The following is an 18,178-nucleotide window of genomic DNA, read 5'->3' as shown; positions in this document are numbered from 1 at the left end:
TGCGCGCGCTGTTGCGGAGAGTTTCCGACCGGTTGACTGAAATGCCTCGCAAGAGGCCGGCCGGGCCGCCGGCTCCCCCTCGTACAGTGCGGCGGCCCGCATCCGCGCCGTCCGCCCAGCTGCCTGCCCGACACTCCGTGGCTGGGCGGATGGCGACCCCGGCGCCGCGCTGGCTACGCCGGGCGGCTAAGGGCCGTTGCACTGAAGATGGTTGGTCGGCTGCGGGTTGGTTGTGGCTGGTCGCGCAGTTCCCCGCGCCCCTATCGGGGCGCTGCACTGCACGCGGGTTCTGTCGTTCCGTAGGACCAGTAGCGCTATGTCGTCTGCGTGCCTTCCTCTCGTGTGGCGAAGGAGGGCTGCAAAGAGTGTGCGCAGGACCGATTGCGGGGTGATGGTGTGATTGCGCACGACGTCGATGAGCGCCGCCTGGAGCGAGAAGAACCGGCCTCTCGCGTCCCTCGCGTCCTCGACACCGTCCGTGTACAGGACGAGCGAGTCGCCGGGCAGGAGTGAACCGCAGGTCAGGGGCGTCGGTTCGGGCGGAAGCGGGAACAGGCCCAGGGGTGGCAGGGGGTCGGCTCGGGCGAGGGGTTCGACGGTCCCGCCGCTCAGCAAGTAGGGCCAGGGATGACCGCAGTTGAGAACGGTGATCTCGCCGTCCTGCCCGATCTCCAGCAGCAGTACGGTGACGAACTCCTCGGCGGCCGGACTGTCCGGATCCCGGCACCTCTCGCGCACATGGCGGGCCAGGGCCCGGTCCAGTCTGTGCAGCACCCGGCCCAGGTCGGGTTCGTCGTGGACGGCCTCGCGGAAGCTGCCGAGGACCGCCGCCACGGTGCCGATGGCGGTGATGCCATGGCCTCGGACGTCGCCCATCACCGCCCGTACGCCGTGTTCGGTGGCGATCACCTCGTACAGGTCACCGCCGACACAGGCGCTGCGATCCGCGGAGAGCTGGGCGGCGGCCACGTCCAGCCCGTCGATGCGCGCGGGCAGCGGCCGCAGCAGCGCGCTCTGCGCGGCACCGGCGACCTTGCGCACCTGTCGGAGCTCACGCAGCAGGGCCTGGCGGACGTGCACGATCAGCCCCGTACCCACGGCGAAGAAGACGGCACTGGTGACGACCCGGGCACCGAGGCTGTCCTGCTGGGCGAGCGGGCAGGTCAGCTTGTACGTGATGGCCATCGCGCCCCAGGCGGTGGGCAGCCCCCACGCAAGCACCTTGCGGGGAATCCGACCCTTGATGCGGAACATGCCGATGGCCCCCCAATAGGCCCTGACAACGCAGACGGACCGACCCCGAAAGGCCGGTCCGATTCTGTCGACAGAGGACCCGGAAGTACCAGATCACCCAGAGAAGTCACCCTTTTGAGTGAGGTGACCGCAACGCGCCCCGACAGGGGCGCGGGGAACTGCGCGACCAGGCACAACTGTGCCGCAGCCGCCGAACCACCGCAGCCCCCGCCCCTTGGGCGAACTAACTCCGGAGCACCGCACCCGTCCGCTCGCCCGCGAGGGCCACCGCGGCGTCCCGGGCAGCCGACGCCTCATCGACGGTCAGCGTCCGGTCCCCCGCGCGGAAGCGCAACGCGTACGCCAGCGACTTCTTCCCGTCACCGAGCTGCTCGTCATTGACGTACACGTCGAACAGCCGGATCCCCTCGAGAAGTACGCCCGCCCCCTCACGCAGCGCGGCCTCGACCTCCGCGGCCGGCACCGGCTTGTCGACGACGAGGGCGACATCCTGCGTGGCGACCGGGAACGTGGAGATGCCCGGCGCCTGCGGCGTACCGTCCCCGACCTGCTCCAGCGCGTCCAGGTCCAGCTCCATCGCGCAGGTTCGCGCGGGAAGGTGTAGGGCCTTGAGCACCCTCGGGTGCAGCTCACCGGCGTGACCGACAACCCGCTGCGCACCGTCGACGGTGATCGCCAGCTCGGCGCACCGGCCCGGGTGCCACGGCCCGTACTGCCCGGCCCGCACGGTCAGTTCGGCGCCCGCTTCGAGGGCGACGGCACGCGCCGCCTCCACCGCGTCGGCCCAGTCGGCCGGACGGCCCTTGCCCCACCAGCCGGCCCGCTCGCGCGCACCGGCGAGGACGACTGCCACGTGCCGGGGCTGCTCGGGCAGCACGGCGTTCAGCGCGGCGATCTCCTCGTCGGTCGGGCGGCGGTCGACCGGCAGGTGCCCGGCGACGCGCTGCTCCTCACGCGGCTGGAAGACCAGGCCCGTCTCGAACAGGGCCAGATCGTGCGAACCGCGGCCGTCGTTGCGGCGCAGCGCACCGAGCAGACCCGGCAGCAGCGACGTGCGCAGCGCGGGCTCCTCGTCGTTGAGCGGGTTGACCAGCTTCACGACGCGGCGGGCCGGATCGTCGGCCGCCAGGCCGAGCTGGTCGAAGACCTGCTCGCTGACGAAGGGGTAGTTCGGCGCCTCGACGTAGCCCGCGCCGGCCAGCACGCGGCCGACCCGGCGGTGCAGCCGCTGACGGTGGGTCAGGCCACGGCCGGACGGAGGCTTGGGCAGCGTGGAGGGCAGGTTCTCGTAGCCCTCCAGGCGGATGACCTCTTCGGCCAGGTCGTTCGACTCCAGCAGGTCGGGTCGCCAGGACGGCACGGTGACGATCAGCTCGTCCTGCCCGTAAACGTCGCAGCCGATCTGCTGGAGCCGGCGTACGACCGTCTCGCGGCCGTACTCGACGCCCGCGACCTTGTCCGGGTGGTTGGCCGGGACGGTGATGGTGTGCGGCGCGGACGGCGTGACGACCTCGGTGACACCGCCCTCGGCGGTGCCGCCCGCGAGCAGCACCAGCAGGTCGACGGTGCGCTGGGCGGCGGCCGCCGCGGCAGCCGGGTCGACGCCACGCTCGAAGCGGCGGGACGCCTCGGAGGACAGCTTGTGGCGGCGGGCCGTGCGCGCGATCGACACCTGGTCGAAGTGGGCGGCCTCGATGACGACCTCGGTCGACGCGTTCTCCAGATCGTCGTGGTCGGCGATCTCGGTGTTGGCGCCGCCCATGACGCCCGCGAGGCCGATCGGGCCGCGCTCGTCGGTGATGACCAGGTCCTCGGCGTGCAGCTTGCGCTCGGTGCCGTCGAGGGTGACGAGCTTCTCGCCCTCCTGCGCCCGGCGCACACCGATGGTGCCCTGGACCAGGTTGCGGTCGTAGGCGTGCAGCGGCTGGCCGAGCTCCATCATCACGTAGTTGGTGATGTCGACGGCGAGCGAGATCGGGCGCATGCCGACCTTCTGCAGGCGGCGCTGCAGCCAGATCGGGGAGCGCGCCTCGGGGCTCAGGCCGGTCACCGTGCGGGCGGTGAAGCGGTCGCAGCCGATCGGGTCGGAGACCTGCACCGGGTAGCCGTAGGCGTTCGGGCCGGGCACGTCGATGAGGGCCGGGTCACGCAGCGGGAGGCCGTAGCCGATGGCGGCCTCGCGGGCGACGCCGCGGATGGACAGGCAGTCGCCGCGGTTGGCGGTGACGGCGATGTCCAGGACCTCGTCGACCAGTTCCAGCAGCTCGATGGCGTCCTTGCCGACCTCGGTCTCCGGCGGCAGCACGATGATGCCCTTGGTGCCGTCGTCGCCCATGCCCAGTTCGTCGCTGGAGCAGATCATGCCGTGGGACGTCTTGCCGTAGGTCTTGCGCGCGGAGATGGAGAAGCCACCCGGCAGTGTGGCGCCGGGGAGGACGACCACGACCTTGTCGCCGACCTGGAAGTTCCGTGCACCGCAGACGATCTCCTGCGGCTCACCGGTGCCGTTGGCCTGGCCGACGTCGACGGTGCAGAAGCGGATCGGCTTCTTGAACTCCGTCAGTTCCTCGATGGTCAGCACCTGGCCGACGACGAGCGGGCCCTTGAGGTCGGCGCCGAGATGCTCGACGGTCTCGACCTCCAGGCCGGCCGAGACGAGCTTCTCCTGGACGTCGCGGCCGGTTTCCGTCGCCGGCAGGTCGACGTACTCCCGCAGCCAAGAAAGCGGGACCCGCATCAGATCTCCATCCCGAACGGCCGGGTGAACCGGACGTCACCCTCGACCATGTCTCGCATGTCTTCGACGTTGTGGCGGAACATCAGCATCCGCTCGATGCCGAACCCGAAGGCGAAGCCGCTGTACTTCTCCGGGTCGACGCCGCAGGCCTTCAGCACCCGCGGGTTGACCATGCCGCAGCCGCCGAGCTCGATCCAGCCCTCGGAGGAGCAGGTACGGCAGGGCCGGTCGGGGTTGCCGACGGACTCGCCGCGGCAGACGTAGCAGACCATGTCCATCTCGGCGGACGGCTCGGTGAACGGGAAGAAGTTCGGCCTGAGCCGGGTCTTCATGCCCTCGCCGAACAGGGCCTGGACCATGTGGTCCATGGTGCCCTTGAGGTCGGCCATGGTCAGGCCCTCGTCCACGGCCAGCAGCTCGACCTGGCGGAAGACCGGGGTGTGCGTGGCGTCCAGCTCGTCGGTGCGGTAGACCACGCCGGGGCAGATCACGTACACCGGCAGCTCACGGTCCAGCAGCGAGCGGATCTGGACGGGCGAGGTGTGCGTGCGCAGCACGACGCCGGACTCGGTGCCGCCGTCGGGGCCCTGCACGAAGAACGTGTCGGCCTCGCCGCGCGCCGGATGGTCCGGGCCGATGTTGAGGGCGTCGAAGTTGAACCACTCGGCCTCTACCTGGGGGCCCTCGGCGACCTCGTAGCCCATGGCCACGAAGACGTCCTCGATGCGCTCCGAGAGCGTGGTGAGCGGGTGGCGGGCGCCGGCCGGTACGCGGTCGTGGGGCAGCGTGACGTCCACTGCCTCCTCGACCAGCACGCGCTGGTCCCGCTCTGCCTCCAGCTCGGCCTGACGGCCGGCGAGCGCCTTGTTCACGGCGCCGCGGGCCTGGCCGACGCGCTTGCCGGCCTCGGCCTTCGCCTGCGGGGGCAGGGCGCCGATCTCGCGGTTGGCGAGCGCCAGCGGGGACGTGCCGCCGGTGTGGGCGACCTTGGCCTCCTGGAGCGCGTCGAGGGAGTCCGCGGCGGCGAAGGCGGCGAGCGCCTCGTCCCGCATGCGCTCGATCTCTTCCGGTTTCAACGCCTCGACCTCGACAGGGTCGTACGACTTATTCGGTGCCGACATCTCTTCCCGTGCTTCCGATTGGCTGGCTGAAGGTCCCCGTACCGACTCGTGGACAGATCGTCACGGTTTTTGGGACACAAAGGTGCCAAAGGCCGAGTCTAACGGGGTTGAGGAATGCGAATGCGCCCGTGGGGCCGGGGCGGGATCTCAGGTGAGATACGCCGGTGCCGCCACGGGCAACGTAAATCGGAACTGCGCGCCACCGCCGGGGGCGCGGCCGACCTCAATGGCGCCACCGTGAGCTTCGACGATGCCCTTGACGATGTAGAGCCCGAGGCCCGTGCCGCCGCGCTTGCTACCCCGCCAGAAGCGGGTGAAGACGCGGTTCATGGACTCCTCCGGGATGCCGGGCCCCTCGTCGCTCACCGTGACCGACGTGCCGGTGTCCTCGCCCTCGCGGGGGGACGCCGTGGCCGTGATGTCAATGGTGACCGTTCCGTCGCCGTGCCGCACGGCATTTTCGATGAGGTTGCTGAGCACCTGGTCGATCTTGTCGGGGTCGGCCCACAGGGCGGGCAGCGGCTGCTCGACGCGCAGCAGGAACCGGTCGGCGGGCTGGCCGGCGGCGACGTACGCCTGGATGTGCCGCCCGACGGCCGCGCCTATGTCGACGGGCTGGCGGCGCACCTCGAGGCGGCCGGAGTCGATGCGGGAGATGTCGAGCAGCTCGGCGATGAGCCGGGTGACCCGGTCGGCGTCGGCGTCGACGGTCTCCAGCATCAGCCGCTTCTGGTCGTCGGTGAACCGTGCCCACTTGGCCAGGAGCGTGGCCGTGAAGCCCTTGACGGAGGTGAGCGGCGAGCGCAGTTCGTGCGCGACGGTGGCGATCAGCTCCGCGTGACTGCGCTCGGTGCGGCGGCGGGCCTCGGTGTCACGCAGGGAGACGACGATGCGGCGGACGGGCCCGGTCGGCTCGCCACGCACGTACCGCACCGAGACGAGCACCTCCCGACCGCCGGGCAGGAGGAGATTGCGCTCGGGCTGCCGACGGCGAATGGCGAGCCCGCCGTACGGATCCGTCAGCTGCCACCAGCGCCGCCCCTCCAGGTCCTCTAACGGCAGCGCCTTCTCCAGCCGCTGCCCGAGGGCGTCGGCGGCGCGGACGGCCGTGATGCGCTCGGCGGCGGCGTTGAAGCAGATGACGTGCCCGTGCTCGTCGGCGACGACAAGGCCGTCGGGCAGGTCGTCGGGATCGATACCGAGCTCGGCGAGATCACCGGGCCGGGACGCGGACGGCCGCCGCACCTCACGTGCCCCCGGTGCGCTGCTCGTGCCGACACTCATCCCCGTACCCCACCTCTCACGACGGCTGAGGGGCCCCCGAACTGGTCACCCTACTAGCCTTCGGTGACGGTGCGGCACCCTGCGGAGGCGCGCTGTGCACGGGCCGATGCGTAGAGACATACGGCTGCGGCGGTCGCGAGGTTCAGACTCTCGGCCTTCCCGTGGATCGGGACGCGCACGACGGCGTCGGCCAGCGCCCGCGTCTCCTCCGGAAGCCCCCAGGCCTCGTTCCCGAACACCCAGGCGGTCGGCCCGCCCATGCTGCCCTTGTCGAGCTCGTCGTCGAGATCGTCCGTACCGGCCCCGTCGGCGGCGAGGATCCGCACGCCTGCGTCCTTGAGCCCGGCCACGGCCCGCTCGACGGGCACGCCGACGGCGACGGGAAGGTGGAACAGCGATCCGACGGAGGCTCGTACGGCCTTGGGGTTGTAGAGATCGACGGACGCGTCGGTGAGGACGACCGCCTCGGCGCCGGCGGCGTCGGCGCACCGCAGCACGGTCCCGGCGTTCCCGGGGTCCCGTACGTTCGCGAGCACGGCGACGAGCTTGGGCCGGGCGGCGAGGATCTCCTCGAAGGGGGTGTCGATGAACCGGCAGACACCGACGAGCCCCTGAGGCGTGACGGTGGTCGAGACGTCCGCGATGACCTGCTCGGAGGCGAGGTGGACACGGGCGCCCGCGTCCCGGGCCTCCCCCACGATGTCGGCGTACCGCTCGGCGGCGTCGAGCGTGGCGAACAGCTCGATCAGCGTGCCGTGGTGCCCGGCCGCCTCCCGCACGGCCTGCGGCCCCTCCGCGAGGAACAGCCGCTCCTTGCCCCGGAAGTTCCGCTTGGCCAGCCGCCGGGCGGCCAGGACCCGGGGGGAGCGGGGGGAGATCAGCTCAGGGGTGGCGGGGGGCATGGGTTCACCTTGGAGTTCTGAGGTTCGCGGACACAGCGGAACCCGCAGACCTTCTCGGCCTGCGGGTCCCTCAGTCACTTCGGCTGGGCCGAGCGTCGTCGTCAGGCCGCCTTGGGGGCGTTGACGTCCGACGGCAGCGCCTTCTGGGCGACCTCGACGAGCGCGGCGAACGCGTTCGCGTCGTTGACGGCCAGCTCGGCGAGGATCTTGCGGTCGACCTCGACGTTGGCGGCCTTCAGACCCTGGATGAAGCGGTTGTACGTGATGCCGTTGGCGCGGGCAGCGGCGTTGATGCGCTGGATCCACAGCTGGCGGAAGTCACCCTTGCGCTTCTTGCGGTCGTTGTAGTTGTAGACCAGCGAGTGGGTGACCTGCTCCTTGGCCTTGCGGTACAGGCGCGAACGCTGACCGCGGTAGCCGGAGGCCTGCTCGAGGATCGCCCGGCGCTTCTTGTGGGCGTTCACTGCCCGCTTGACGCGTGCCACTTTTTAACTCCTTGTAGCGGGGCCGCGGTTGGACTCACACGACCCGGTATCGATTGGGTCCCGGTCAGAGATCAGGCGCGAAGTCGTTCCGCGCCGCGATGTCACTTGCCGAGAAGCTTCTTGATCTTCGCGGCGTCGCCCGGGGCCATCTCGGCGTTGCCGGTCAGGCGGCGCGTCACGCGGGACGACTTGTGCTCGAGCAGGTGGCGCTTGCCGGCACGCTCACGGAGCACCTTGCCGGAGCCGGTGATCTTGAAGCGCTTGCTGGCACCGCTGTGCGACTTGTTCTTCGGCATAGCGCCGTTCTCTCCTCGTCGGTGGCGTTCCGGTGCCCGGTCGTGAAACCGGGCACGGTGGAACGTCGCTGTTGTATCGGTTACGTCCTGGGGACTCGCGTCCCCCGGGATCACGCCTCGGCGGAAGCCTCGGCAGGTGCCTCGGTATCCACGGCGTCCTCGGACTCCGCGGCGTCCTCGGACTCCGCAGCGTTCTGCGACTTGCCGGGGTTGGCCTTCGCGTCTGCCTTGCGGGCTTCCTGAGCCTGGCGGGCCTCGGCCATCGCCTCGGTCTTCTTCTTGTGCGGACCGAGAACCATGATCATGTTGCGGCCGTCCTGCTTCGGGTTCGACTCCACGAACCCGAGGTCCTCGACGTCCGTCGCGAGCCGCTGCAGCAGTCGGTAGCCCAGCTCGGGCCGGGACTGCTCGCGACCACGGAACATGATCGTGATCTTGACCTTGTCGCCCTGCTTGAGGAACCGGACGACGTGACCCTTCTTGGTGTCATAGTCGTGCGGGTCGATCTTCGGCCGGAGCTTCATCTCCTTGATGACCGTGTGCGCCTGGTTCTTGCGCGCCTCACGGGCCTTCATGGCCGACTCGTACTTGAACTTCCCGTAGTCCATGAGCTTGCACACGGGCGGACGGGCGTTCGCCGCGACCTCGACCAGGTCCAGGTCGTACTCCTGCGCAAGCTCCAGTGCCTTGGCCAGCGGGACAATGCCCACCTGCTCGCCACTGGGACCGACAAGTCGCACCTCGGGAACGCGAATCCGGTCGTTGATGCGGGGCTCGGCGCTGATGGATCCTCCTCGGTTAGCACCACACGGCGGTCTGGCGGACAGCCGCGTATGTCTCTGTTAGACAGACCTAACCGCGCCGAAGCACAAAAAATGCCCCGGACGATCACAGGCGGGGCTCCTAAGCACTACCGGAGCACCGCCGCGATGGCCGCGGGGCGCACATTCGGGCGACTCCATCGTCCGTACGGAACGATGGTGGCCGCCTGACCGGGGTGACCCGCCGTCCCTGGGGACGATCAGGTGGGAGATCGGAGCCTCCACTTGTGGGCCGGACACCCTTACTGCTCATGGGTCGTCCAGCCGGTCGTCACACAAGGTTAGCAGCTCCGGAAGGGAAGGGCTAACCGAGGCCAACTGGGGGCCTGGCCGCCACGGCACCTATCGTGTCAGGCATGAGTGAGACCTCCCCCTCCGGCTCCGCCGAGCAGCCCGACTTCAACGAGATGACCCGCGACATCGCCGAGGTCCCGGCGGTCGAGGTGATCGTGACGGTCGCCGTCAACCTGATGAGCGCCGCCGCCGTGAAGCTCGGTCTGACCGAGGAGGGCGACAGCTACAAGGACCTGGACGAGGCACGCAAGCTGGTGCACGCCCTCGCCGGTCTGCTGGACGCGAGCGCGACCGAGATCAGCTCGTTCCACGCGGCGCCGCTGCGCGACGGTCTGAAGTCGCTGCAGCTGGCCTTCCGCGAGGCGTCGATCGTCCCGGACGAGCCGGGCCAGGGCCCGGGCGAGAAGTACACCGGCCCGATCTACGGCTAGCCCGGCGGCGGGTCCGTCCGCCTCATCCGCGTACGAACAAGGGCTCGCCCGGTGGCGTCGCCTCGGCCGGCAGCAGTGCCAGGTCGAGGCCGTGCACCAGGCGGGCCCTCAGTGTTGCGTCGCCGGCGAGGCGCTCCGCCACCGCCCGCGCGGCCTGGGCCGGGGGTACGGACGGATCCAGTACGAGGGCCAGGGTGCCGTCGGCCTGCCCCGGGCCGAGGTGGGCACGCAGGACGGCGGGCTCGGCGGCGACGGCGGCACGCACGGCCGCCAGGACGGCCGGGTCGGTGAGCGGGTCGGTCGTCGTACGGCCCTCGGCGAGCGCCAGCAGCGAGCGCCCCGACAGTTCGAACGGCACCGGGCCGGCCATGTCCAGCACGATCGTGTCCGCCTTCTCGTGCGCCGCGGCCTGCAGGGCCTGGCGCAGGGGTACGGCGACGGGCCGGGCCGCCGGGTCCCAGCGGGCGAGCGACTCGGTGGAGGTGAAGGCGGGCAGGGCGGTGCGCTCGCCGGCCTTCAGCGTCGGCACGGCCATGTCACTGGTCTTCTCGCGGCGCAGCCCGTTCTCGTCCTCCTCGACCTCGCCGAGCACGGCCACGACGGGGACGAGCAGCCGCGCGTCCTTCAGGGCCTCCAGGACCGGGCCCTCTGCGGCGCGGTCCGCGGCCCAGTCGGCGAGGGCGGCGCTCAGCCGGGGGTCGGCGGTGCCGTCGTCGTCGGAGAAGCCGGAGTCGGGAATGTTCTTGTTCGCCACGGTCACCGACCCTATCGGGGGGATGCTGCTGCGCTTGTGCGGCCCCGGAAACCTCGCTGTGACGCCCTCACCGGATTCTCAGTCTTCCCTGACACACATCTAACGTCCGTCTAACGGCCCGCACAGTCGCCGCCTCGACGATCGCGGGATGGAGTCCTCCAGAGCCCGCCGCGGCCGCCGCTCGCTGCTGTACGGCGCCCTCGCCACGATCGCCGTTGTGGGTGCCACAGCCACCGGGACCGTGTACGTGCAGGCGCGGGCACACTCCGGCACGAGCGCCGTATCGTCGGCCGCGACGCCGTCGGCGAGCGAGGAGGCTTCGGTGAAACCTGCGGCGCAGCCGACGGTGGACTTCGACGGGCTGCTGGCGACGGCCATGGAGGCGGTGGACGTCCCCGAAGGCGTCCAGGTGTCGGTGGCGGTGCTGGACATGACGTCCGGTGAGAGCGCTTCGTACGGGGACGGTGCCTTCGACACGGCAAGCATCGTCAAGGTCGACATTCTGGCGGCGCTGCTGCTCCAGGCGCAGGACGCGGGGCGGCAGCTGACGGCGGCTGAGAAGTCGTACGCGACCGCGATGATCGAGAAGAGCGACAACGCCTCCGCATCGGAGCTGTGGCGGGCGATCGGGGAGGCACAGGGGCTGGACGCCGCGAACGAGCGGCTCGGGCTCACCGGGACCGAGGGCGGTGACGGGATGCTGTGGGGGCTGACGCAGACCATCGCCGACGATCAACTCCGGCTGTTGCAGCAGGTGTTCGGGGAGGACTCGGAGCTGAACGAGGCTTCGCGGGCATATCTGCGGGAGCTGATGGGGGACATCGCCGTCGACCAGCAGTGGGGGGTGTCGGCCGTGGCGGACGGCTCCGCGTGGGCGTTGAAGAACGGCTGGCTGCCGCGCACCGCCACCGGGCTGTGGGACGTCAACAGCATCGGGCGGGTGACGGTGGACGGCCGCGCGTATCTGGTGGCGGTGCTGTCCGACGGCAACTCGACGAAGGCGAAGGGGATTTCGCTGGTCGAGGCGGCGGCCGGGGCGGCGGTGTCGGTGTTTCGGCTAGAAGTCGCGGCGTCCGCGTCGGCCGCGCCACACCACGACCGCCGAGACCAGCAGCAGGCCGCCGGCGCCGCCCGCCAGCGGGGCCGTCCAGCTCGACGCGTCGTCCCCCGACTCGGAGGCGTCGGGACCCGAGCCGAAGTACTCCTCGCCGTACGCCGCCGGCTGAAGCTTCTTCCGCTCCATGCGGGAGGCCTCCTTGATGGCGGCGGCCGGGTCTATGAAGCCGTAGCCGCGGGAGTCGTCGCGGCCGTCGGCGGGGGCGTTGCGTGCCGTGTCCTCGAGGAGCTTCTTGATCTGGGCCGGGGTCAGGCCGGGGTGGGCGGCCTTGACCAGGGCCACGGCTCCGGAGACGAAGGCGGCCGCGGCGCTCGTGCCCCAGCCCTCGTAGTACTTGTGGTCGGGGTCCGCGATGACGACGTTGACGCCGGGGGCGCTGACGGTGGCGTACCAGCGGCGGGTGGAGAAGGAGGCGCGGGTGCCGAACTTGTCGACGGCGGTGGCGGCGATGACGCCCGGGTAGGCGGCCGGGTAGGAGATGTGGTCGCCCTTCTCGCCGCCGTTGCCCGCCGAGGCGACGACGACGGAGCCCTTCTTCAGGGCGTACTGGACGGCCTCGTCCTCGCCGGCCTCGGGGTGGGCGGACTTGGAGTCGTCTCCGAGGGAGAGGTTGATGACGTCGGCGCCGTGGTCGGCGGCCCAGCGGATGCCTTCGGCGAGGGCGTTGCCGCGGCTGCTGCGGGCCTTGGCGCGGGCGGGGTCGCCGTCCTCCAGGATGACGCGGACGGGGAGGATGGCGGCCTCGGGCGCGATGCCCATGACGCCGTCGCCGTTGCCCGCCCCGTGTCCGTGCCCGGCGATGATGCCGGCCATCGCGGTGCCGTGCCGGGCCCAGGCGCGGTCGCCGCGCTCGGCTCCGAAGCCGACCATGTCCTTGCCCTCGAGGACGTTGCCGGCCAGGTCGGGGTGGTCGGCCTCGACGCCGGTGTCGAGGACGGCGACAGTGATGCCCTTGCCCTTGGTGGTCTGCCAGGCCTCCTCGGTGTGCATGGCGTCCAGGGCCCACTGCTGGGCTCGTATGGAGTCGGCGTGCGCGGCGGTCGGAGGCAGGACGGCGAGGCAGGCGCCGAGGAGGACGGCGAGGGAGCCGGTCCGGCGGGTCAGGAAGGTCTTCACAGTCCTGGTCACGGCCCCGGCCGCCGCACTGTTCATGCCGGTGCTCATGTCGGTCCTCGTACCGGTGCTCGTACCGGCGTTGTCGCCGGTGTTCATGACGGCTGCTCCGTGGACGTGCCGACGTTCTTGCGCAGGGAGCGTTCGACGCGGTCGGCGAGACCCTGTGCCTCGTGGCCGAGGCCGGCCTGGGCGACGGCCGTGGTGTCGCCGGACTCCATGGCCTGCCTGGCGGGCTCGGGCTCGTCGACGGTGCGGTCGTCGGCCCAGCCGGAGACGGCGTAGACGACGACGGGGGCGTCGGTGAGGACGGAGACGGTCCAGGAGGCACGCTGTTCGTCGCCGAATCCGGCGGCCGGGGTGCCCTTCGCGGCGTAGGAGCGGGGCATCAGGTCCGTACGGCGGTCGAGGCCCTCTTTGGTGAAGCGGGTGTCGAGCGAGCGCATGGCGGTGGCGTCGGCCGTGGTGAAGAGCAGGCCGACCGTCGTGACGTAGCTCTGGGTGGCGTCGATGTAGGTGGCGCGCAGGAGGCGCTCGCAGCCGACGGTGGACAGGGCCTTGCGCAGGAGCGGGTCGAAGGCTTTCGCGCAGCCCGTGTCGGGAGCCACCGCGATCCGCGTCCAGGTCCGGTCGGCGCCACCGGGACCGGCGCCCCGCCCGATCACGGTGGGCGGGAACAGCTGGTCGACGGGAACGCTGTGCCAGAGGCTTCCGGCCGCGGCGAAGGTGTCCTTTGTGCCGCCGTCCCCGGAGTCGCCGATCAGCCAACTCCCGGTCACCGCCCCGCCGATGAGACCCAGTCCCAGCACGACACAGGCGGCCGCCACGGCGACCCGCGGCCGGATCCGCAGCCCCAGGGGCCGCGGTCGCGCCTGCTCGTCGTACCCCTCGGGCTGCCCGAACGACACGACCGGCCGCCCGGTCCCCGGGGTCCCGCCCGGCGCCATCGGGGCACTCCAGGAGAGGGAGGGGTCCGGCGGGAACGCGGCGGACCCGTGACCGTTCGTGACGGGGCCGGTGTGCGTGGAGTGCTGGGTGCCGGGCGAGGACCCGGCGGGGGCCGAGGCCGCGTATCCACGTGCCTCCGACCCGTCTCCTGCCGAGGGCCGGTGTGCGGGACGCTGCGGGGGCAGCGGGACGGAAGCGGCGCGGCGAGGGGGCTCGCCGGGGGTGGATCCGGGACGGGTGGCGGGCTTGGGGGGCATGCCGACGGAACTCTGCGCGGGGCTGGGAGCCGCGTGCGGGGGCATGGGCCCGGGGCCCTGCGTGGCGGCGGTGGCCGAGTGCGGGGACGTGCCCGCAGAACCCTGTGCCCGGCCGGAGCCCGCCTGCGGAGGCTCGGTCGGCTGGGGGCGTTCGGCGTACGGACGGTTGCCCTGCTCCGGCGATGCGGGCGGGGTCGTTCGGATCGGGCGGAGTCTGAAGGTGGTCTCCGCCGCCGTTTCCGCGGGGGCCGCCGTGCGGCGGGGCGGGGCGGGACGCTCGGGCGCGCGGGGCGGGGCGGGACGCTCGGGCGCGCGGGGCGGGGTGTCGCCGGGCGCGCTCTCGCGGTGCGGCGTTCCGCCGCTTTCCCGGCGTCCGGCCGTCGGCGGGGTGTCCGGGAAGCGTGCCGAGGCCCGGGGCGGCGGGGCCGTCGCAACGGTGCTCGGGGTCTGGAGGGGCTGCGCGCCGGAGGCGGCGGGGCCGCCGTCCTGCTGCTCACCCTGTGTGTCTGCGGACGTCGGTGGCTCCGCGGGTCTCGGCGGGGTCGACGGGCGGGGCGGGGTGGCGGGCGGCGGCGGTGTCGAGGGGGGCGGAGGGATGGGGGCACGCCGTGCTTCCGTGCTCATGCACCCCCCGTTTCCTCGTGTCCGGGCCCGTCCTGGTACGCGGGACCGTCGTGCCTTTTTCCCTGTGCCTGGCCCGGCGCGGACTCGTCCGACCAGGCACGCATACCCGCACAGATGGAGCGTCATCCCGGCGTGCCGTGCGGCCGGGGGTGTTCCCCACATGCGTGCGCGTCACTCTACGGGTTGATCCTGGGCGAACGGGAACCAGTCCGGGACCCCGTGTGCATCTGCCCGGAACATCCCCCTACCCTGCGGTAATCCTGCATGGCAGGCTTCGTTCATGACTGCGCGCGCCGCCGACCGGGCCCGTTACGACCGGGCCACCGCCCATCTCGACGCCCCTCTCGCGATCGTGGACCTGGACGCCTTCGACGCCAACGCCGACGATTTGCTCCGCCGGGCCGGCGGGAAGCCGATCAGGGTCGCCAGCAAGTCCGTACGCTGCCGGGCCCTGCTCGAACGCGTCCTCGCGAGGGACGGCTTCGCGGGTGTGATGTCCTTCACCCTCGCCGAGTCCCTGTGGCTGGCCCGCTCCGGGTTCGACGATGTCCTGCTGGCCTATCCGTCCGCCGACCGCGCCGGGTTCGCCGAGCTGACGGGTGATCCCAAGCTCGCCTCCGCCGTCACCGTGATGATCGACGACCCGGCTCAGCTGCGGCTCATCGACGAGGCCCGGGACGGCGGGCAGGAAGTGGTGCGGGTCTGTCTGGAGTTGGACACCTCGCTGAAGCTGTTCGGCGGCCGGGTGCGCGTCGGCGCCCGGCGTTCGCCGCTGCACTCCCCCGCCCAGGTCGCCGACATGGCCCGTGCCGTCGCCCGGCGGCCGGGCTTCGACGTGGTCGGGATCATGGCGTACGAGGGGCACGTCGCCGGGGTCGGGGACGCCCTGGCGGGGCGGCCGCTGCGGTCGCGTGGCGTACGGCTGATGCAGGCCGCCGCCCGCCGGGAACTCGCCGAGCGGCGCGCCGAGGTGGTGCGGGCCGTCCGGGCCGTGGCCCCGGGGCTGGAGTTCGTCAACGGCGGCGGGACCGGCAGTGTGCAGTTCACGGCCGCCGAGGACTGCGTCACGGAGATCGGGGCCGGGTCGGGGCTTTACGTACCGCGGCTGTTCGACAACTACACGTCCTTCAGCGGGCGACCGGCCGCGCTGTTCGCCCAGCCCGTCGTGCGCCGGCCGGGGGTCGGGGTGGTGACCGTCCTCGGCGGCGGCTACCCGGCCTCGGGTGCGGCGGGGAGCGACCGGCTGCCGGTGCCGTATCTGCCGGAGGGCCTGCGGTACGACCCTCAGGAGGGGCCCGGCGAGGTGCAGACGCCGCTGCTCGGCTCCCCCGCCGACGATCTCCTGCTCGGCGACAAGGTGTGGTTCCGGCACGCCAAGGCCGGTGAGCTGTGCGAGCGGTTCGACACGCTGCATCTCGTCGAGGGCGACACGGTGACGGGGACCGTGCCGACGTATCGGGGTGAGGGGCACACCTTCCTGTGAGCCGGACCGCCCCGGCGGCGGTGCGGGCGACGGCTTTGGACCGCCGCCCGGGCGCACCGCCGGGGTTGTCCGTCGGGTGCCTACAGCGGTGTGACGTACGCCCCGGAGATTCCGCCGTCGACCAGGAAGTCGGTGGCGTTCACGAACGAGGAGTCGTCGCTGGCCAGGAAGGCCACGGCGGCGGCGATCTCCTCGGCGTCGGCGAAACGGCCGACCGGGATGTGGACGAGCCGGCGCGCGGCGCGCTCGGGGTCCTTGGCGAACAGCTCCTGCAGGAGCGGGGTGTTGACCGGTCCCGGGCACAGGGCGTTGACCCGGATGCCGTCGCGGGCGAACTGGACGCCCAGCTCGCGGGACATGGCGAGGACGCCGCCCTTGGAGGCCGTGTACGAGATCTGGGAGGTGGCGGCACCCATCCTCGCCACGAAGGACGCCGTGTTGATGATGGAGCCCTTGCCCTGCTGCCGCATGTAGGGGATGGCGGCCTTGCAGCACAGGTAGACGGAGGTGAGGTTGACCTCCTGGACGCGCTTCCAGGCGTCCAGGCCGGTCTCCAGGATGGAGTCGTCGTCGGGCGGCGAGATACCGGCGTTGTTGAAGGCGATGTCGACGCTGCCGTAGGTGTCGTACGCCGTCCTGAACAGCGCCTCGACCTGCTCGGGGTCGGTGACGTCGACCTTCACGAAGGTTCCGCCGACCTCCTCCGCGGCCGCCTTGCCGCGCTGCTCGTCGACGTCACCGCAGACGACGTGGGCGCCCTCGGAGGCGAGCCGGCGGGCGGTGGCGAGGCCGATGCCGCTGCCGGCGCCGGTGATGACGGCCGTGCGGCCGACCAGCCGACGGCAGATGTTCTCCTGAGCCTGAGGCTGTGCCTGAGTCACTGTGCGTGGCCCTCCGTGCTGATGAAGACGTTCTTGGTCTCGGTGAAGGCGGTCAGGGCGTCCGGGCCCAGCTCGCGGCCGATGCCGGACTGTTTGAAGCCGCCGAAGGGGGTCCAGTAGCGGACGCTGGAGTGGGAGTTGACGGACAGGTTGCCGGCCCGGACCGCCTGGGAGACGCGCAGGGCGCGGCCGACGTCGCGGGTCCAGATGGAGCCGGACAGGCCGTAGTCGGTGGCGTTGGCGAGGGTCACCGCCTCCGCCTCGTCCTCGAAGGGGAGGACGACGGCCACGGGACCGAAGACCTCCTCGACGGCCACGCGCGCGTGCGGGTCGACGCCGGTGAGGACGGTGGGCGGGAACCAGAAGCCCGGGCCCTCGGGGGCCTTGCCTCGGATGCCGTCGGCGCCCTCGTCGACGTACGCACGCACCCGCTCCAGCTGGACCCTGGAGATCAGCGGGCCCATGTCGGTCTTCTCGTCGGCCGGGTCGCCGACGGTCACCGCCTCGATCGCGGGGCCCAGCAGTTCCAGGAAGCGGTCGTAGGCGGAGCGCTGGACGAGGATGCGGGTGCGGGCGCAGCAGTCCTGGCCGGAGTTGTCGAGGAAGGACATGGGGGCGGCGGCCGCGGCGGCTTCGAGGTCGGCGTCGGCGAAGACGATGTTGGGGCTCTTGCCGCCGAGTTCGAGAGTGACGCGCTTGAGCAGGGCCGAGCCCTTTGCCAGCACCTGTTTGCCCACGGCCGTCGACCCGGTGAAGACGATCTTCGCGACGCCCGGGTGCTCGACGAGGGCGTTGCCCGCGACGGGCCCGTGGCCGGGCAGGACCTGGAAGAGGCCCTCGGGAAGGCCTGCCTCCAGGGCGAGTTCGGCCAGGCGCAGTGCGGTCAGGGGGGTCGTCTCGGCGGGCTTGAGGATGACCGCGTTGCCGGCCGCCAGCGCCGGGGCGGTGCCCCAGGCCGCGATCGGCATCGGGAAGTTCCAGGGCGCGATGACGCCCACGACGCCGAGCGGTTCGAGGATCGTCACGTTCAGCCCGCCGGGAACCGGGATCTGCTGTCCGGTCAGCCGCTCCACTCCCCCGGCGGCGTAGTCGAGCAGATCGCGGACGTTGCCCGCTTCCCAGCGGGCGTTGCCGACGGTGTGCCCGGCCTCGCGGACCTCCAGCCGGGCCAGCTCTTCGAGGTGTTCGTCGACCGTGACGGCGAACCGGCGCAGCAGCCGGGCGCGTTCGCCGGGCGCGAGGGCGGCCCATGCGGACTGTGCCTTCGTGGCCCGTACGACGGCGGCGTCCACGTCGGCCGCGGTGGCGGCCGGGATGGTCGCGATGACCTCTTCGGTGGCCGGATTGAGTACCTGAAGCTGGTCGGACAAGGAGGG

Annotated in this window: 14 protein-coding genes and 2 pseudogenes; 3 read left to right on the top strand and 13 right to left on the bottom strand. The window is 71.7% G+C overall.

The window, feature by feature from the left end:
* Positions 1-186 precede the first annotated feature (186 nt).
* The 8 genes and pseudogenes from ACZ7M7_RS25650 to infC all read right to left on the bottom strand — a co-directional run bounded on the left by ACZ7M7_RS25650 (position 187) and on the right by infC (position 8,889).
* Positions 187-1,254: a PP2C family protein-serine/threonine phosphatase gene (locus tag ACZ7M7_RS25650; protein WP_472120538.1), complete on the bottom strand. Its 1,068-nt coding sequence runs from the start codon at positions 1,252-1,254 to the stop codon at positions 187-189.
* Between the two features lie 223 nt (positions 1,255-1,477).
* Positions 1,478-3,991, bottom strand: coding sequence for a phenylalanine--tRNA ligase subunit beta (gene pheT / locus ACZ7M7_RS25645; protein WP_383629227.1), 2,514 nt, complete (start codon positions 3,989-3,991; stop codon positions 1,478-1,480).
* Positions 3,991-5,112, bottom strand: coding sequence for a phenylalanine--tRNA ligase subunit alpha (gene pheS / locus ACZ7M7_RS25640; RefSeq protein ID WP_383607732.1), 1,122 nt, complete (start codon positions 5,110-5,112; stop codon positions 3,991-3,993). The genes pheT and pheS overlap by 1 nt, the downstream gene beginning before the upstream one ends.
* Before the next feature lie 147 nt (positions 5,113-5,259).
* Complete coding sequence (locus ACZ7M7_RS25635) at positions 5,260-6,396, bottom strand: sensor histidine kinase (protein ID WP_472120535.1); 1,137 nt, start codon at positions 6,394-6,396, stop codon at positions 5,260-5,262.
* 53 nt (positions 6,397-6,449) lie between these two features.
* Positions 6,450-7,298 carry a TrmH family RNA methyltransferase gene (locus ACZ7M7_RS25630; RefSeq protein WP_472120533.1) on the bottom strand — a complete coding sequence of 283 codons (849 nt, stop codon included), beginning with the start codon at positions 7,296-7,298 and terminating at the stop codon, positions 6,450-6,452.
* A gap of 101 nt (positions 7,299-7,399) precedes the next feature.
* Complete coding sequence (rplT, locus tag ACZ7M7_RS25625) at positions 7,400-7,783, bottom strand: 50S ribosomal protein L20 (protein ID WP_006141703.1); 384 nt, start codon at positions 7,781-7,783, stop codon at positions 7,400-7,402.
* Positions 7,784-7,884: 101 nt separating this feature from the next.
* Positions 7,885-8,079, bottom strand: a complete 195-nt coding sequence (gene rpmI / locus ACZ7M7_RS25620) for a 50S ribosomal protein L35 (protein ID WP_003977225.1) — start codon at positions 8,077-8,079, stop codon at positions 7,885-7,887.
* 110 nt (positions 8,080-8,189) lie between these two features.
* A pseudogene (gene infC, locus ACZ7M7_RS25615) lies at positions 8,190-8,889 on the bottom strand (translation initiation factor IF-3).
* A gap of 367 nt (positions 8,890-9,256) precedes the next feature.
* Here infC and ACZ7M7_RS25610 point away from each other — a divergent pair.
* A complete protein-coding gene (locus ACZ7M7_RS25610; RefSeq protein WP_383607729.1) occupies positions 9,257-9,625 on the top strand; it encodes a DUF1844 domain-containing protein in 369 nt (122 codons plus the stop codon).
* A gap of 22 nt (positions 9,626-9,647) precedes the next feature.
* Here ACZ7M7_RS25610 and ACZ7M7_RS25605 read toward each other — a convergent pair whose 3' ends face one another.
* Positions 9,648-10,379 carry an SseB family protein gene (locus ACZ7M7_RS25605; RefSeq protein WP_472120530.1) on the bottom strand — a complete coding sequence of 244 codons (732 nt, stop codon included), beginning with the start codon at positions 10,377-10,379 and terminating at the stop codon, positions 9,648-9,650.
* A 148-nt stretch (positions 10,380-10,527) separates the two neighbouring features.
* Here ACZ7M7_RS25605 and ACZ7M7_RS25600 point away from each other — a divergent pair.
* A pseudogene (locus ACZ7M7_RS25600) lies at positions 10,528-11,433 on the top strand (serine hydrolase); the annotation flags it as partial.
* A 3-nt stretch (positions 11,434-11,436) separates the two neighbouring features.
* Here the strand turns inward: ACZ7M7_RS25600 and mycP are convergent.
* The gene (mycP, locus tag ACZ7M7_RS25595) at positions 11,437-12,648 is read right to left on the bottom strand and encodes a type VII secretion-associated serine protease mycosin (RefSeq protein ID WP_451171683.1); all 1,212 of its coding nucleotides are present in this window, start codon (positions 12,646-12,648) and stop codon (positions 11,437-11,439) included.
* A gap of 56 nt (positions 12,649-12,704) precedes the next feature.
* Positions 12,705-14,438 carry a hypothetical protein gene (locus ACZ7M7_RS25590; RefSeq protein WP_472120528.1) on the bottom strand — a complete coding sequence of 578 codons (1,734 nt, stop codon included), beginning with the start codon at positions 14,436-14,438 and terminating at the stop codon, positions 12,705-12,707.
* 280 nt (positions 14,439-14,718) lie between these two features.
* Here ACZ7M7_RS25590 and ACZ7M7_RS25585 point away from each other — a divergent pair, with 280 nt between their 5' ends.
* A complete protein-coding gene (locus ACZ7M7_RS25585; RefSeq protein WP_472120526.1) occupies positions 14,719-15,921 on the top strand; it encodes an amino acid deaminase/aldolase in 1,203 nt (400 codons plus the stop codon).
* Between the two features lie 80 nt (positions 15,922-16,001).
* Here ACZ7M7_RS25585 and ACZ7M7_RS25580 read toward each other — a convergent pair whose 3' ends face one another.
* Positions 16,002-16,802, bottom strand: a complete 801-nt coding sequence (locus ACZ7M7_RS25580) for a 3-oxoacyl-ACP reductase (protein ID WP_369269949.1) — start codon at positions 16,800-16,802, stop codon at positions 16,002-16,004.
* Positions 16,799-18,172, bottom strand: coding sequence for an aldehyde dehydrogenase family protein (locus ACZ7M7_RS25575; RefSeq protein WP_472120524.1), 1,374 nt, complete (start codon positions 18,170-18,172; stop codon positions 16,799-16,801). The genes ACZ7M7_RS25580 and ACZ7M7_RS25575 overlap by 4 nt, the downstream gene beginning before the upstream one ends.
* Positions 18,173-18,178 lie beyond the last annotated feature (6 nt).

This window comes from Streptomyces sp. NPDC111606 (assembly GCF_055656945.1).
Note: the sequence above shows the minus strand (reverse complement) of the source record. Positions and strands in the feature narration are given on the sequence as shown.

Excerpts from the sequence above, each read along its gene's own strand:
- ACZ7M7_RS25590 (WP_472120528.1), bottom strand. The coding sequence starts at position 14,438 with ATGAGCACGGAAGCACGGCGTGCCCCCATCCCTCCGCCCCCCTCGACA.
- pheT (WP_383629227.1), bottom strand. The coding sequence starts at position 3,991 with ATGCGGGTCCCGCTTTCTTGGCTGCGGGAGTACGTCGACCTGCCGGCG.
- ACZ7M7_RS25650 (WP_472120538.1), bottom strand. The coding sequence starts at position 1,254 with ATGTTCCGCATCAAGGGTCGGATTCCCCGCAAGGTGCTTGCGTGGGGG.
- mycP (WP_451171683.1), bottom strand. The coding sequence starts at position 12,648 with ATGAACAGTGCGGCGGCCGGGGCCGTGACCAGGACTGTGAAGACCTTC.
- ACZ7M7_RS25630 (WP_472120533.1), bottom strand. The coding sequence starts at position 7,298 with ATGCCCCCCGCCACCCCTGAGCTGATCTCCCCCCGCTCCCCCCGGGTC.
- ACZ7M7_RS25635 (WP_472120535.1), bottom strand. The coding sequence starts at position 6,396 with ATGAGTGTCGGCACGAGCAGCGCACCGGGGGCACGTGAGGTGCGGCGG.
- rpmI (WP_003977225.1), bottom strand. The coding sequence starts at position 8,079 with ATGCCGAAGAACAAGTCGCACAGCGGTGCCAGCAAGCGCTTCAAGATC.
- pheS (WP_383607732.1), bottom strand. The coding sequence starts at position 5,112 with ATGTCGGCACCGAATAAGTCGTACGACCCTGTCGAGGTCGAGGCGTTG.
- ACZ7M7_RS25585 (WP_472120526.1), top strand. The coding sequence starts at position 14,719 with ATGACTGCGCGCGCCGCCGACCGGGCCCGTTACGACCGGGCCACCGCC.
- ACZ7M7_RS25610 (WP_383607729.1), top strand. The coding sequence starts at position 9,257 with ATGAGTGAGACCTCCCCCTCCGGCTCCGCCGAGCAGCCCGACTTCAAC.